A 15,027-nucleotide genomic window follows, 5' to 3' on the forward strand; every position below is an offset into this window, starting at 1 on the left:
CGCAGCCGCGGCCGCGTACCGTGCACGGCATGACGAAGCCCGACCACGACCACCTCGACGACGGCGTCGACATGACGTTCGAGGAACGCCGACAGGACACGTTCCGCCGCATGTCCGGATCCGACGAGCACGACGCCGATCCGCGGGTCGAGGTCTCCCGTGCCGAGGACGGCGACGTCCGCATCGACGTCGCCGACACCGCGGCGGTCCGACCCGGCGAGTGACACCCGTTCCGGCCCTGGTCCGCCGGGGTCGGTGGGGCACGGCATGATCGTGTCGTGCACCTCGTCCTCCGCCGCGTCGACGGCGGCGTCCTCGCGACGCCCCTGACCGACGCGGGGACCGCCGGGGGCGAGCCGATCCGCCTGGACGAGCCGGGCCTCCCGGCCTTCGTCGCGGCCCACGACGCACCGGGCGTGCGCTGGGTGTGGGACGACACCGCGCGCTGGTACCCGGCCGTGCTCGCTGCAGGTGGGCGGGTCGGTCGCTGCGTCGACCTGCGCCTCGGTCGTCGTGTCCTGCGGGCCGCGCTCGCGGCACGGGGATCCGCGCTCGCCGCTGCGCCGGCAGATGCCCTGGACGCCCCGGTCGCGGAAGCCCGCATGGTCCGGCCGACGCAGGCCCAGCTCTTCGACGACGCCCTGTTCACCGCCTCCGCGCCCGACGACGAGGTCGACCCGGTGGCGGAGTTCCGCTCCCAGCTCGCCGCGGTGGCGGGGTCGAGCGCTCCCGGTGCCCTCCGCCTGCTGCTCACCGCGGAGTCGGCCGGTGCGCTCGTGGCGGCCGAGATGCTGCACGCGGGGCTGCCGTGGCGTGCCGACGTGCACGAGCGGCTGCTCGAGGACGCCCTCGGGCCGCGCGTGCCCTACGGGGTGCGGCCGCGACGTCTCGAGGAGATCGCCGCCGTCGTGCGCGAGCGCCTCGACGACCCCGGTCTCAACCCGGACTCGCCCGCCGACGTCCTGAAGTCGCTGCGCCGGGCAGGCCTGATGGTCACGAGCACGCGGAAGTGGGAGCTGCAGGAGATCGAGCACCCCGTCATCGAGCCGCTGCTCGAGTACAAGCGCCTGGCGCGACTGCTCACCGCCAACGGCTGGACCTGGCTCGACGACTGGATCCGCGACGGCCGGTTCCACCCGAAGTACGTCGTCGGCGGTGTCGTCACCGGTCGTTGGGCGGCCGACGGCGGGGGAGCGATGCAGTTGCCGAAGGGCATCCGCGGGGCCGTCATCGCCGACCCCGGGTGGAAGCTCGTCGTGGCGGACGCCGCGCAGCTGGAGCCACGTGTGCTCGCCGCGATGTCCGGCGACCGGGCGATGGCCGCGGCCGGCGACGGGCGCGACCTGTACGACGGCGTGGTGGCGTCGGGGGCGGTCGAGACCCGGCAGCAGGCCAAGGTGGCGATGCTCGGTGCGATGTACGGGGCGACCCAGGGCGAGGGCGGTCGGCTCGTGCCACGCCTGGTCCGGGCGTTCCCGCAGGCGCTCGACATGGTGGAACGGGCGGCCCGTGCGGGGGAGCGCGGCGAACCCGTGACGACGCTGCTCGGGCGGACGTCACCGGTGCCCGAGGACTCGTGGTTCGAGGCCCGGAACCAGGCCTACACGGTCGAGGGGACCCCGGCGATGCAGCGTGCGGTCGAGTCCCGCGCCCGGAGCTGGGGACGGTTCACCCGGAACTTCGTGGTGCAGGGGACCGCGGCCGAGTGGGCACTCGCGTGGATGGGTTCCCTGCGGTCGCGGCTGATCGCGCGCTTCCCCGGAGCCGTGACGGACGGGCCGCACCTGGTGTTCTTCGTGCACGACGAGATCGTGGTGCACGCTCCGGCGGAGCACGCCGAGTGGGTGGCGCAGCAGATCCGGGAGGCCGCGGTCGATGCCGGACGGCTGCTGTTCCAGGACTTCCCGGTGACGTTCCCGCTGTCGGTCGGGGTGGTGGGGGCGTACTCGGAGGCGAAGGACTAGTCGGGCTGTCGCCGCAGCGCCTGGTCGGGTGCCGCGTGCTCGAGGACGGCACGGGGCACCCGAGCGGGCACGGTCAGTAGAGCTGGCCGCGGTTGATCTGTGTCGCGGTGTCGAGCGTCGCGACCGATCCGGGCCCCTGCTTCGGAGTGTGGTGCTGCTTGCCGCCGTACTTCCAGCCCCCGCGAGCCGTGTGACTCCCCATGTAGAACTTCCGCGAGAACGTGCCTCCGCTCGGGAACGTGTAGGTCCCGGCGGAGCCGTAGAAGCAGTTGTTCGTGTACGGCGTCGCGGCGGCTGCCCAGTACGCATCTCCGGACTTGCAGGTGTTCCGTACGGACACCTTCGCCTGTCGCTCAGCGGGAGGAACAGGTGCGACCGAGATGATCCTGCCGGTCTCCGCGTCGAGCCGAGTGCTGACCGAGTTCGTCGCGACGTAGTCGAGGAGCGCCGCATGGTTCGTGAACTTCGGGAGCCCTTGCACGGTGATGCCGTCGAGCCCGTAGGCCTCGACGGCACTCGCAGTCGACGCGGTCGCTGGTGCCGTGATGCCGACACTGGCGACGGTTGCGAGGAGTACCCCGCCCGCGACGGTGATCCCTCGCCATTTCGTTGCTCGCATGTCGAACCTCGCTTTCATGATGTCTGCAACGTAGCATTTCAGTTGCCCACCGCGAAGCGTTCGGCCGGGACGGCTCCCGGCGGCTTCGGGCAGGGTGGACGGATGCACACCGAACGCGGGGACGCCGCCGACCGCACCGTCGGCGAAGTCGACCTGACCCGTTGGCGCTCCCGTGCCGGCCGCAGCGTCGCCGGTGCGTGGACCGCGCTCGGCAAGCGCTTCGGTGCCATGCCCGTCCTGCTGCTGACCCTCGCCGTGGGTCTCGGCGTCGCCGTCCTCGCCACGTGGATCGCCTCCGAGGTCTACGACGCCGTGCGGGAAGCCGACGACGTCGCGGTGCTCGACCGACCCGTCCTCGACTGGGCGCTCACACTCCGATCACCCACGGCGGACACGCTCGTCACCTGGTGGACCGACATCGCGGGCACGATCGGGATGCCGATCGTCGCGCTCGGGTTCCTGGTCGGCTTCACGATCCAGCGCCGTGCGTGGACGCCACTGGTGCTCCTGGTCGCAGCGAGCGGTGGTTCGTTGCTCATGACGATCGCGGGCAAGGACCTCATCGGCCGTGCCCGTCCACCGCTGTCCGACGCGGTGCCGCCGTACGAGACGTCGCCGTCGTTCCCGTCGGGGCACACGCTCAACTCCACGGTGATCGTGGGCACCATCGTGTACCTCCTGCTCCTGCGGCAGTCGCGCGTCGTCACCCGGGTGTGGACGATCGTCGTGGGCACCCTGTTCGTGCTGTCGGTGGGGGCGTCGCGGGTGTTCCTCGGGCACCACTGGCTGACCGACGTCCTGGCGGCGTGGGCGCTCGGACTCGCGTGGCTCGCCCTCGTGATCACGGCGCACCGGTTGTACCTGACGGCGCTCCACCACGGTGCCGAGCTCGCGCCGGACGTCGACCGCATCACTTCGTGAGCAGAAGACGTCGGGTTGCTCGCCCGCACCCGACATCTTCTGCTCACGAAGTCGCCAGGCACCGCGCCGGGCGCCCCGAACGGCAGAGCGCCGTCAGCCGCGACCGGTAGGTTGCCGGGCATGGAAGAACGGGTCTTCGGCGGCAGGTACCGCGTCACGGGCACGCTCGGACACGGTGGCATGGCGTCCGTGTACCGGGCGGTCGACGAGCAACTCGGTCGCGAGGTCGCGGTCAAGGTGTTCCGCATCGGCCCCGTCGACCGCGGTGAGCGCGCCCGCGCCGAGGCGGAGATCCAGACGCTCGCGACGCTGCGCGCGCCCGAGCTCGTCACGCTCTACGACGCCGCTCTCGACGACGTCGACGGTGACTCGTACCTCGTCATGGAACTCGTGCCGGGCAGTGACCTGGCGACCCGTCTGCGCGAGGGTCCGCTCGACCCCGCGACCGCTGCCCGCCTGGGTGCGCAGGTCGCCGACGGCCTGGCCGCCGTGCACGCGCAGGGGATCGTCCACCGTGACGTGAAGCCCGCGAACGTCCTGCTCGAGAGCGACGGCCGGCACGTCAAGCTCGCCGACTTCGGGATCGCCCTGCTCCGTGACGCCTCACGCGTGACGGGGACGGGGACCGTGATGGGGACGGCGGCGTACCTGGCCCCGGAGCAGGTCCTGGCGAAGGAGATCACCGGCAAGGCCGACGTCTACTCGCTCGGGCTCGTGCTGCTCGAGTGCATGACCGGCCGCCAGCCGTTCCCGGGCAGCGCGGTCGAGTCGGCCACCGCCCGGCTCACCCGTTCACCCGAGATCGACCGGCAGCTGCCCACGGCCTGGCGCACCCTGCTGCACGTGATGACCGCGCAGGACCCGGCGGAGCGACCGACGGCTGCCGAGGCGGCCGAGCGCCTGCGAGCGCTGGGCCGCGACGAGCCGACGAACGCCACGCAGCTGCTGCCCGGCACGCCCGGTGCGGTGACGTCCGCGGCCGCCGGTGCGGCTGGTGCCGCGGTCGGCGCCGGTGCCGCCGCAGCGGCGAACGCCGACGACCGGACGCAGGCGATGCCGGCGAGCGAACTGCCGAACGGCGGCGCGCGCCCGGGCGACGACGCCACCCGCGTCCTCGACACCCAGCGTCCGAACCCCGCCGACGACGTCTCGACGACCGTCCTCGGCGCCCAGGCAGCCGACCGCGGCGCATCGGGCCCGAGCGGTCCGACACCGCCACCGGTCACGCCCCGCCCGGTCCGGGGCGACCGGTCGGAGGACCAGCCGGAGAAGAAGAAGCGCGGACCGCTCATCGCCGCGATCATCGTGATCGTCCTGGTGCTCATCGGCATCGGGGTCGCGGTGTTCGCCCTGAACGGCGACGACGACGGCACTCCGACCCCGACGGACACCACGTCGACCGCGCCGACCGAGCAGCAGCCGTCCGAGGACCCGGGCGAGGAACAGCAGCCGAGCGAACCCGCCGAGCAGCAGCCCTCGCAGGAGCAGCAGCAGCCGTCGCAGCCCGCCGAGGAACCGAGCGAGCAGCCGAGCGAACCGACCGAGCCGGAGCAGCCCACCCAGGACCCGCCCGTCGGTCCGGAGCCGAGCACCCCGGCCTCGAACCCGGTGCAGGAGCCGCAGGACGGTACGGGCGCGGCCGACACCGGCGCGGCCGACACCGGCGCGGTCGACACCACGTCGGACACCGCCCCCGGCAAGTCCGGCAGCGCACCGGGACACAACAAGGACTGACGACCAGCACTGACGACGAGCACTGACGACGAGCACTGACACGCCGGGGTTTTCGTCCAGTCCCTGGAGCAAATAGGCTCGTTCCGTGCGAGAACTGCAACGGAGCGGTGGCCCGACGACGGCCGTGGCCGCTCGGAACGGCGTCGGCTTCGGTTCAGCAGAGGCCTGGCTCGTCGAACGACCAGCGGGAGCGTCCGTGGCCGAGGCGATCGTCCCCGGCTTCACCGGACGCACCATCACCACCGGCGACGAGCTGTCCTGGGTCTGGTTCCCCGAGCGGACCCTGCCCGACGGCGCGTCGGAACCGACCGAAGCAGACCTGCCGCACTTCTGGGACGCCACGGCCTTCGCCGTCGACGTCGTCTTCACCGACGGCTCGCGGCTGCGTGACGACGCCGCGGTCCCCGACCAGTACGGCGACGCGGTCACCCCGGACGCGCAGGACGCGGCCCGCAAGCAGTGGGTGGACCAGTGGAACCGTCGCGCGGTCGACCTCACGCCGTTCGCGGGGCTGGTCGTCGACCGCCTGGAGGCCCGGTTCGGCTCCGACGCACCGGCTGCGGCCGCCGACGGCGAGCGTCCCGCACTGCGCGGCTGGCTCGACGCCGTCCGGATCGGTCCCGCGCGTCCGGCCCCGACGACCCCGCTCGGCCACGTCCGGACGACCCGTGGCACCCAGGCGTCCTCCCGGTTCTCCCGCGGCAACAACGCCCCGCTCGTCGGCGTCCCGCACGGCGGGGTCTTCGGCCTGCCGATGACGGACGCCTCGAGCAACCGCTGGCCGTACGCGTACCAGGAGCACGACCGGCTCGACGACCAGGGGCGACTCCGTCCGGCGATCCAGGCCTTCGCGACGAGTCACATCCCGTCGCCGTGGATGGGCGACCGCGGGGTGTTCCAGGTGATGCCCTCGCCACTCGACACCCCCGATGTCGACCGGTCCGCCCGCGCGCTCGGGTTCGACCACGAGGACGAGCAGGACGGCCCGCACCGCTACCGGGTCGCCCTCGAGCACGGTGTGACGGCCGAGCTGACCGCGGGGGAGTTCGCCCTCGGGTTCCGGTTCACCGGCACCCGCAGCGTCGTGCTCGACCACCACGGCCGGGTGTCCGACGTCTCCGTGACGATCACCGACGGCACCGCCGTGGTCGAGGCTCTCCTGGACGACCGCCCCGGCACCCCGCCGCACCACGTGCACCTGCGGGTCGCGGGCGTCACCGCAGACCACACGTCTATCGGCGAGCACGAGCTGCGCGGCTGGCTGTCCGTGGGGGAGGCCAGCGGCACGGCCGGCCCGGTCGACGTCCTGCTCGGCATCTCGACCGTCTCGATCGAGGACGCCCGCGCGAACCTCGACGCCGCCGGCTCGTTCGACGCCATGTGCTCCCGTGCCGAGGCGCTGTGGACCGAGAAGCTCGCGACGCTGTCCTTCGACGGCGCGACCCCCGACCAGCTGACGAGTCTGTACTCCGGCCTGTACCGGCTGTTCCTCTACCCGAACCGCGCCGGGGAGACCGCCCTGACCGGCACCCCGCGGCACCGCTCCCCGTACGGCGACGTGCTGGCGGACCCGATCCGCGACGAGCCCGGGCCGGAGATCGTCGAAGGTCCGTTCACCACCACGAACGGCTTCTGGGACACCTACCGCACGGCCTGGCCGCTCCTCGGACTCCTGACCCCCGAGACCGCTGGCGAGCTCGCACAGGGCTTCGTCGAGCACCACCACGACGGCGGGTGGACGCCCCGCTGGAGTGCCCCCGGTGCCGAGGACTGCATGACCGGCACCACGAGCGACACCGTCTTCGCCGACCTCGCGGTGAAGGGCGTGCGCGGCTTCGACCTGGCCGAGGCGTACCGGAGCGCGGTGCGGAACGCGACCGTCCCGCCGCGTGACGAGCGCGTCGGACGCAAGGGGAGCCTCCCGGGCGCCTTCCGCGGCCACGTCGACACGGCGACCCACGAGGGGATGTCGTGGACCCTGGACGCGGCCATCAACGACTGGGGTCTGGCCGTCATGGCGGGCCTGCTCGCGTCACGGGCGCGGACGCCCGCCGACCTGTCCCGCTACGAGGCCGAGGCCGAGTGGTTCGCCCGTCGGTCGCTGCAGTACCGGCACGTCTTCGACTCCGAGCGCGGGTTCTTCATCGGCCGCGACCCGGACGGCTCCTGGCGGGTCGGCACCGAGTTCGACCCGCGCGACTGGGGCGACGACTACACGGAGACGAACGCGTGGGGCACCGCGTTCACGGCGCCGCACGACGGCGCCGGCGTCGTCGACCTGCACGGCGGGCCGGAGCGGTTCGATGCCGCTCTCGACGCGTTCTTCGCGACACCCGAGACCGGCGCCCTGGCGCGGTCCGGCTCGTACGGGTTCCCGATCCACGAGATGACCGAGGCCCGCGACGTCCGGATGGGCATGCTCGGGCTGTCGAACCAGCCGGCGCACCACATCCCCTTCTTCCCGATGTTCACCGGGCGCCACGACGACGCGCACCGCATCGTCCGCGAGTCGCTCGAGCGGCTGTTCGTCGGGTCGGACCTCGGCCAGGGCTACCCCGGCGACGAGGACAACGGTGAGATGAGCGCCTGGTACGTCTTCGCGACCATCGGCCTGTACCCGCTGGCGCCGTCGACCGGCACCTACGTGCTCGTACCGCCGTCGGTCCGCAGGACGGTGCTGCGGCAGCCGGGAGGAACGGAGACGGTCATCGAGATCGCCGCGGGCTCCGCAGGTTCGTACGTGGCGTCGGTGACGGTCGACGGCTCGCCCTGGACCTCGGTCACCATCCCGCACAGCGTGGTCGTGGCCGCGTCGCGGATCGAGTTCACCCTGTCCGACGAACCGCAGGGATGGGCGTCGGACACCCGCCCCGTCTCCGCCTCCGACGTGCACGGCTACCGGGACGCCCCGGTGGACGTCCTGCCCGTCGGAGCCTCGGCGCTCACCGACGACACCGGTCGCACCGTCACGGCGCTCGCCGCGGGGGAGTCCGTGTCCTTCGACGTGTCGTGCCCCGCCGCCTCGTTGTACACCGTGACGGTGGCATCGCCGGGGTCCTACTCGTGGCAGGTCGGCCTCGACGACGCCGTCACCGCGGTCGACGGTGCCGAGTTCTCGTGGGCCGGCCAGACCCGGGTGTTCCGCATCCTCGGCGGCGGTTCGTCGTTCACGTTCACCGCCGGCACCGACCTGACGCTGACGCAGTTCGAGCTCATCGCGGCCGACGGACAGCGTTGACCCGGCGTTCACCGAGCGGGAGCATGCTCGCCCCATGTCGATGAGCGCACCGTTCGATCCCGAACAGCAGGGCCGGTCCATCCCCGTGGACGGCAGTGACGAGTCCGAGCTCGAGATGGAGGAGGACCGCGGCGCCGACGTCGGCGACGACTCCGCCGACCCGAGCGTCTCGCCCGTCAGTCACCACGACGAGGACGAGGCCGGCGGCGGCCCGGTGTTCCGACGTCCGCACGCCGGTGAGCGGCTCCACCCGGACGACCTCTGACCGTTCCGGGGGTCCTCCGGGCTTTCTTGGGCGATTGCCAAGCGGCTCGGGCATGCTCGTGCGCATGTCGATCGCGAACTCGTGGGACCCGTCCGGTGGCCGTGCAATCCCGGAGGACCAGGTCCGTCAGGACGGGCTCGAACTCGACGAGGACCCGGCGATGCTGGGGATCTCGTTCGACGTCGTGGGTGGCGCCTCGGCCGATCCCGCCGGGGTGTCCCCGGTCGACGTGAACGTGCCGACGCCGAGGTCTGCTGGCGCCGACTCCGACGACTAGCGCGCGCCCGGCTGCAGCGGCCGCGCGGTCCCATCCGACCGGTAGTATTCCGGAATGGTACCGACGGCGTACGTGGACGAATCCGAGCCCGGAGACGAACGTGACCCCGGCGCGTACATCCTCGGGGCGGTCACAGTTGCCGACAGCGATGCTGAGCGGTTCCGGGACTCGCTCTGCGCCATCAAGCCACGATCGGCGCGGAAGCTGCACTGGTCCGAGAGCGACGCCCGGCACCGCACCGGGATCGTCGGGATGCTGTGCGACCATCCGTTTGCAGCCATCGGGGTCGTGAGCGTGACCGACCCATCCGTCCGGAGCGAGCGTCGTCGCCGTCTCGCTCTTGAGCACTTGATCTTGGAACTCCGCGCGGGCGGTGTCGATCGAGTCGTCCTCGAATCTCGCGGGCCCTCGGACCGGAACGATCGTGCGCACCTCGACGCCTTGCGATCACGCAAGTTGGTGCACGGGTTGGCGTTCGAGCACCTGCCGGGTGGCCGCGAGCCACTTCTCTGGGCGGCGGACGCGGTGTGCGGCGTGGTCGCGCTGGCTCGGCGAGGGGAAACGGCCTACCTCGAGCAGCTGGGCCATGTGCTGAGCGTCCACGAACACCGTCGGTGAACGCGCGAATCCCCGGGCCCCGCTATACCGCAGGAGCTCCCGGGGATCACTTCCGCACCCACCTCGATGGGGCGACTGGTCTCAGTGTGACATATCAGGCGGGATGGCGGAAGGGTCGGGGACCCGGTACTTGAACCCGACGTGCGAGCCGGTGAAGCCGAGACGCTCGTAGAACCGGTGCGCATCGGTCCGTGCAGCGTCCGAGGTGAGCTGCACGAGCGGGGTCCCGAGGGCCGGCGCCGCGACGTCGGTCACCCAGCGCATCAGCGCACTCCCGATGCCGCCGGAGCGCAGCGCACTGCTGACCCGCACCGCCTCGACGAGCAGCCGGGTGGCACCACGACGAGCCATCCCGGGGATCCGGGTGAGTTGCAGCGTCCCGACGAGCCGCCCGTCGGCGTCCTCGGCGACGAGCAGCGCGTTCGCCGGGTCGTCCACGATCGACCGGAGGGCCTCGGCGTACTGCGGGCGGTCCTCCGGCGCGGCGACGTCACCCCGTGCGGCGCTGATCGGGTCGTCGGACAACAGCGCCATGAGCGCATCGAGGTCCTCGTCCACCGCGTCCCGCAGCGTCAGTTCGCCGGAGCGTGTGGTCAGGCGGATGGGCAGGGCGAGGTCGTCGAGCACGACCCCACCCTGCCCGACCCCACGGGGTGGTCCCGGTTCAGGGAACGGTGTGTCCGGCCGCGGTGAAGATCCGGTACCACTCCTCGCGCGACAGCTCGACGTCCGAGCCGGCTGCCGAGTCCCGCACGCGCTGCGGGTTGGTGGTGCCGAGGACGACCTGGAAGTGCGCGGGGTGGCGGGTGATCCACGAGACCGCGATGCCGGTCGGGGTGACACCGTGCGCGGCGGCGACCTCCTCGAGCACGTCGTTCAGCTCCGCGTACTGCTCACGGTCGCCCAGGAAGACGCCGTCGAAGAAGCCCTTCTGGAACGGCGACCAGGCCTGCAGCGTGATGTCGTTGATGCGCGAGTAGTTGAGGATGTCGTTGTCGCGGTCCACCGACTGCTCGAGGCCGCCCATGTTCGCGGTCAGGCCCTGCGAGATGACGTTGGCGTGGGTGATGCTCAGCTGCACCTGATTGAACGCGAGCGGCTGGCGGACGTGCTTCTTGAGCAGGTCGACCTGGCCGGGGGTGTGGTTCGAGACGCCGAAGTGGTGCACCTTGCCGGCGGCGTGCAGCTCGTCGAAGGCCTTCGCGACCTCTTCCGGCTCGACCAGGGCGTCGGGGCGGTGCAGCAGCAGGACGTCGACGTACTCGGTCTGCAGCGCCTCGAGCGATTCGTGCACGGACTCGAGGATGTGCTCGTACGAGAAGTCGAAGTACGCGCCGTTCGGCGTCGGCCGGATGCCGACCTTGGTCTGCAGCACGATCTCGGCGCGTTCCGCGGGCGTCAGCGTGACGGCGGCGCCGAACCGCTCCTCGCAGCCGTGCCACTCGCCGTAGACCGCGGCGTGGTCGAACATGTTCACGCCCGCATCGCGCGAGGCGCTGTAGAGCGAACGGATGTCCTCGTCGCTCATGTCGTTGATCCGCATCAGTCCGACGACGACGTCGGAGGCGGTGAGGTCTGTCTGTGGCAACTCCAGTGTCTTCACGCCGTCGATCCTGCCAGCCGGTCCCCGGCACAGGCAGGCCCTGCCAGTACCTCAGGCGCCTTCGGGCAGCAGGACGGCGAGCACCTCGGAGCCGTCCGTCCACGTCCCGGTCAGCGTCTCGCCCTCGGGCAGGGCCGTACCGACGACCCGAGCGATGACGACCGTGCCGTGGTCGGTCGCGATCGACGTCAGGGCGTCCGCGGTGGTCGCTCGCACCGAGGTGACCGTGGGGGAGTCGGGATCGGAGCCACTCCCGCTGGCCCAGGCGTCCTTCGGCCGCTGTCCGGCACCGTTGGCCAACTCGAGCTCCGCTTCGTGCCCGCCGGTGACGATCGCCCGGCGCAGGACATCAGCGTGGACGGGATCGCCCACGGCGTCGTACACCCACCGTCGCCCGAGCACGGAGTGGTCCATCTCGGTGACCAGGAACGCGTCGGCACCGGGCAGTGGTGCATCCCGGTAGGTCAGTGGCGCCTGCAGGACCCGGCCGTCGTCGGTGCGGACGAGGAGCACCTCGACGCCGACCTCGCCAGCGGGGTCGTCGAACCGGAACTGCCCGACGACCTGGAGCGGCGATCCCGCGATGACGCCGCTCCACGCCTGGTCGGGGAGCCAGGCGGCGAGCGCCTCGGCCTTGGAGGGGCGGAGCGTTGCCTGCTCGATGACTGCCATGTCCTGACCGTACTGCCGCGCAGCACACTGCCGTCGGCGCACCTCGGGGTCAGTGGACGGAGAACCCGCCGTCCACCGCGATGGACTGCCCGGTGACGTAGGCAGACCCGGGTCCGGCGAGGAACACCGCCGCCGCGGCGAAGTCCGACGCCAGCCCGTTCCGGCCGACCAGCGTCCGCGCGGCGAGGGCCGCCACCGTCGCCGGGTCGGACCCGAGTCGCTCGTTGAGCGGGGTGCGCACGAAACCGGGGACGAGGACGTTGGAGGTGACCCCCTGCGCGGACCAGGCCTCTGCCTGGGACCGGGCCAACGCCTCCAGACCCGCCTTGGAGACCCCGTACGCGCCGCTGGCGGCGAAGGGGCGGTGGGCCTGCTGCGAACTGATCGAAACGATCCGCCCGTACCCACGCGCCGCCATGCCGGGTGCGAGCCGCTGCCCGAGCACGAACGGCGCGTCGAGGTTGACGGCCATCGTGGCGTCCCAGGTGGCCTCGTCGAGTTCGGGCATGGGCGGCCGCAGGTTGATCCCGGCGGAGTTCACCAGCACGTCGACGTCCCCGGCAGCGTCCGCGAGTGCGTGTGCGCCAGCGCGGGAGGAGAGGTCCGCGACGATGCCGTCAGCCGAGCGTCCCGCCTGGCGGAGGCCGGCGACGGTGGCGTTGATGGTCGCGGACGTCCGGGCGGCGACGAGGACGCGGGCACCCGCGTCGGCGAGTGCGGTGGCGATCGCTCGGCCGATGCCGGAGCTGCCTCCCGTCACGAGTGCGGTGCGGCCGTCGAGGCCGAAGAGCTGCTGCAGCGACATCCGGTCAGGGTACCGAGGCCCGTACGCTGGGCCGGTGCGTGACGACCTGCTGCCGATGCTCGCCTGCCCCGTGTGCGCCGAGCCCCTCGGCCGCGTCGACGGTGGCCAGGTCGGCTGCCCGAACGGTCACCGGTTCGACGAGGCGAAGCAGGGCCACCTGACCCTCCTGCCCGCGAAGCGGCGCGCACTCACCGCGGACACCCCGGAGATGGTGGACGCGCGGCTGCGGTTCCTGGGGCGCGGCCACTACGCGCCCGTCGAGCGGGCGCTCGCCGCGATCGTCGCGGATGCCACCGCGCCCGGCATCGTGCTCGACGTCGGTTCCGGCCCGGGGACCTACCTGGCGCATGCGCTGCGCGCGGCGGACGGGAGGCTCGGGGTCGCGCTCGACCTGTCGGCCGTCGCGATCCGGCGTGCGGCACGCGCCCACGAGCGCGCGGGGGCCGTCGTCGGGGACGTGACCGAGCGCCTCCCGGTCGTCGACGGCGCTGCCGCCGTCCTGCTCGACGTCTTCGCGCCCCGCAACCAGACCGAGTACGCCCGCGTCCTGCACGCCGACGGCGTGCTCGCGGTGGTGACCCCGCGGGCCGGCCACCTGGCGGAGCTCGCCGAAGCGACGATCAGCGTGGACCCGGAGAAGGAGCGCCGGCTGCACGACTCCCTGACGCCGTCGTTCGCGCTGCGGTCCTCCGAGGACCTGACCTGGTCCATGGAGTTGTCGACGGAGGACGTCCACGACGTCGTGCACATGGGGCCGAGCCACCACCACGTCGCGGCGGACACGGTGTTCGAGCCGGCGACGGTGACGGCCGCGGTCACCGTGTCGACGTGGACGCCGACGCGCTGACCGCGACCCTCAGGACGGATCAGTCGCCAGCGCGGGCGACGTCGAGCTGCCAGACCACGCCGAAGCGGTCGCGCAGCTGCCCGGCCAACGGTGCCCAGGCCGAGGGTTCCAGGGGCTGCCGGACCTCGGCGCCGTCGGACAGTACGGCCCAGTACCGCTCGATCTCGGCCGTGTCGTCGCCGTGCACGAACACGTAGAAGGCGTTCGATCCCTGGTCGTAGGGCTGCCCGGGCCAGACGTCGAAGGCCATGACGCGGAAGCCGGCGGCCGTGGCGACCTGACCGAAGACGATCCGGTCCGCCCAGGCCGGGTCGTCCAGGGCGCCCATCTGGCCGTAGGTGGCGGCGGTGACCTCGCCGCCGAAGACCGATGCGTAGAAGTCGAGCGCCGCGCGGGCGTCGCCGTCGAAGTTGAGGTGGGTTGTCGTTTCGATGCTCATGGGACGAGGATGTCGGGCAATGCGGTCAGATCGTGTCCGCTTCTCGGACGAAGATGGACGCCATGGCCGGACCCTCCGCACGGATGCTCGCGCTGCTCTCCCTGCTCCAGGTGCACCGCGACTGGCCGGGCGACGAGCTCGCCGGGCGGCTCGACGTCAGTCCGCGCACCGTCCGCCGCGACGTCGATCGGCTCCGCGGGCTCGGGTACCGGGTCGAGGCGCTCCGTGGCCCGGCCGGCGGCTACCGGCTGGAGGCCGGCTCCGACCTGCCCCCGCTGCTCTTCGACGACGACCAGGCGGTGGCGATCGCCCTGGCGCTCGCCGTGGCACCGGCATCGGGGGCGGACGTCGCCGAGTCGGCGGCCCGCGCCCTGGCGACCGTCCGGCAGGTGATGCCCGCGCGGCTGCGGTCCCGGGTCGACGCGGTGCAGGCCGTGACCGCGACGAGCCGGACCACCACCGATCCGGAGGTCCTGGTGGCGGTGAGCGAGGCCGTCCACCTGCAGGAGGTCTTCCGCTTCGGGTACGGCGACGACGAGACCCCGCACCGGGTGGAACCGCACGCCGTCGTCGCCCGGAACGGTCGCTGGTACCTGCTCGACTGGGATGCCGACCGCGACGACTGGCGCACGCACCGCATCGACCGGATCACGCCGCGGATGCGCACCCGCGTCCCCTTCACGCCACGTCCGATCCCCGGTGGCGATGCGGCCGCGTTCGTGTCCGCGCGGTTCAAGGGTTCGGCGGTCGACGACGTGTGGCCGTGCACCGGTTCGGTGACCACGACGGCGGACGATGCGCGGCGGATCGCGCCGTACCTGCCCGAGGACGCCGTGGTCGAGCAGTTCGAGGACGACCGGGCCCGCGTCACCCTCGGATCGTGGTCGTGGGACGGGCTCGCGGGAGTCGTCGCCGGGCTGGCCGTGCCGATCCGGGTCGAGGGGCCGGAGGCGCTGCGTGGCGCAGTCCGCGACCTGTCGACTCGACTCGCGACCGCGGCTGACTGAGCCGCGTCGGTCACGCGC

At 72.4% G+C, this 15,027-nt stretch carries 16 protein-coding genes; 10 read left to right on the forward strand and 6 right to left on the reverse strand.

The genetic code is table 11. The features are described 5' to 3' along the window. Nucleotides 1-29: 29 nt before the first annotated feature. Nucleotides 30-224, forward strand: a complete 195-nt coding sequence (locus tag DEJ01_RS03015; RefSeq protein WP_017887924.1) for a hypothetical protein — start codon at nt 30-32, stop codon at nt 222-224. Nucleotides 225-278: 54 nt separating this feature from the next. After that, a complete protein-coding gene (locus DEJ01_RS03020) occupies nt 279-1,964 on the forward strand; it encodes a bifunctional 3'-5' exonuclease/DNA polymerase (protein ID WP_111053678.1) in 1,686 nt (561 codons plus the stop codon). Nucleotides 1,965-2,037: 73 nt separating this feature from the next. Here DEJ01_RS03020 and DEJ01_RS03025 read toward each other — a convergent pair whose 3' ends face one another. Further along, nucleotides 2,038-2,583, reverse strand: a complete 546-nt coding sequence (locus tag DEJ01_RS03025) for a hypothetical protein (protein WP_111092179.1) — start codon at nt 2,581-2,583, stop codon at nt 2,038-2,040. 102 nt (nt 2,584-2,685) lie between these two features. On the opposite strand from DEJ01_RS03025, the gene DEJ01_RS03030 reads away from it, so the two are divergent. The 6 genes from DEJ01_RS03030 to DEJ01_RS03055 all read left to right on the forward strand — a co-directional run bounded on the left by DEJ01_RS03030 (nt 2,686) and on the right by DEJ01_RS03055 (nt 9,636). Next, nucleotides 2,686-3,504 carry a phosphatase PAP2 family protein gene (locus DEJ01_RS03030; protein WP_111092255.1) on the forward strand — a complete coding sequence of 273 codons (819 nt, stop codon included), beginning with the start codon at nt 2,686-2,688 and terminating at the stop codon, nt 3,502-3,504. Between the two features lie 120 nt (nt 3,505-3,624). Then, on the forward strand, nt 3,625-5,238 hold the full coding sequence (locus tag DEJ01_RS03035) for a serine/threonine-protein kinase (RefSeq protein ID WP_111092180.1): 1,614 nt from the start codon (nt 3,625-3,627) through the stop codon (nt 5,236-5,238). 85 nt (nt 5,239-5,323) lie between these two features. Then, nucleotides 5,324-8,476: a GH92 family glycosyl hydrolase gene (locus DEJ01_RS03040; protein ID WP_258375629.1), complete on the forward strand. Its 3,153-nt coding sequence runs from the start codon at nt 5,324-5,326 to the stop codon at nt 8,474-8,476. Nucleotides 8,477-8,510: 34 nt separating this feature from the next. Then, nucleotides 8,511-8,741: a hypothetical protein gene (locus tag DEJ01_RS03045; RefSeq protein WP_017887929.1), complete on the forward strand. Its 231-nt coding sequence runs from the start codon at nt 8,511-8,513 to the stop codon at nt 8,739-8,741. A gap of 64 nt (nt 8,742-8,805) precedes the next feature. Beyond that, entirely contained in the window at nt 8,806-9,018 is a 213-nt protein-coding gene (locus DEJ01_RS03050) for a hypothetical protein (protein WP_138802103.1), read from the forward strand. Nucleotides 9,019-9,090: 72 nt separating this feature from the next. Then, on the forward strand, nt 9,091-9,636 hold the full coding sequence (locus tag DEJ01_RS03055; RefSeq protein WP_027466807.1) for a hypothetical protein: 546 nt from the start codon (nt 9,091-9,093) through the stop codon (nt 9,634-9,636). A gap of 81 nt (nt 9,637-9,717) precedes the next feature. Here DEJ01_RS03055 and DEJ01_RS03060 read toward each other — a convergent pair whose 3' ends face one another. From DEJ01_RS03060 to DEJ01_RS03075, 4 genes are read right to left on the reverse strand one after another with little or no spacing between them, the layout of a single operon-like run. Beyond that, entirely contained in the window at nt 9,718-10,263 is a 546-nt protein-coding gene (locus tag DEJ01_RS03060; RefSeq protein WP_111092182.1) for a GNAT family N-acetyltransferase, read from the reverse strand. A gap of 37 nt (nt 10,264-10,300) precedes the next feature. After that, entirely contained in the window at nt 10,301-11,239 is a 939-nt protein-coding gene (locus DEJ01_RS03065) for an aldo/keto reductase family oxidoreductase (protein WP_111092183.1), read from the reverse strand. Between the two features lie 51 nt (nt 11,240-11,290). Beyond that, entirely contained in the window at nt 11,291-11,911 is a 621-nt protein-coding gene (locus DEJ01_RS03070) for a hypothetical protein (RefSeq protein WP_111092184.1), read from the reverse strand. Nucleotides 11,912-11,960: 49 nt separating this feature from the next. Beyond that, nucleotides 11,961-12,716, reverse strand: coding sequence for an SDR family NAD(P)-dependent oxidoreductase (locus tag DEJ01_RS03075; protein WP_111092185.1), 756 nt, complete (start codon nt 12,714-12,716; stop codon nt 11,961-11,963). A gap of 34 nt (nt 12,717-12,750) precedes the next feature. Between DEJ01_RS03075 and DEJ01_RS03080 the strand changes: the two genes are divergently transcribed. Beyond that, nucleotides 12,751-13,563, forward strand: a complete 813-nt coding sequence (locus tag DEJ01_RS03080; RefSeq protein ID WP_111092186.1) for a putative RNA methyltransferase — start codon at nt 12,751-12,753, stop codon at nt 13,561-13,563. A 19-nt stretch (nt 13,564-13,582) separates the two neighbouring features. Here DEJ01_RS03080 and DEJ01_RS03085 read toward each other — a convergent pair whose 3' ends face one another. Beyond that, nucleotides 13,583-14,002: a VOC family protein gene (locus DEJ01_RS03085; RefSeq protein WP_111092187.1), complete on the reverse strand. Its 420-nt coding sequence runs from the start codon at nt 14,000-14,002 to the stop codon at nt 13,583-13,585. 62 nt (nt 14,003-14,064) lie between these two features. On the opposite strand from DEJ01_RS03085, the gene DEJ01_RS03090 reads away from it, so the two are divergent. Beyond that, nucleotides 14,065-15,009, forward strand: coding sequence for a YafY family protein (locus DEJ01_RS03090; protein WP_111092188.1), 945 nt, complete (start codon nt 14,065-14,067; stop codon nt 15,007-15,009). The last annotated feature ends 18 nt before the right edge of the window (nt 15,010-15,027 follow it).

This window comes from Curtobacterium sp. MCLR17_040, assembly GCF_003234735.1.
Classification (GTDB): Bacteria; Actinomycetota; Actinomycetes; order Actinomycetales; family Microbacteriaceae; genus Curtobacterium; species Curtobacterium flaccumfaciens.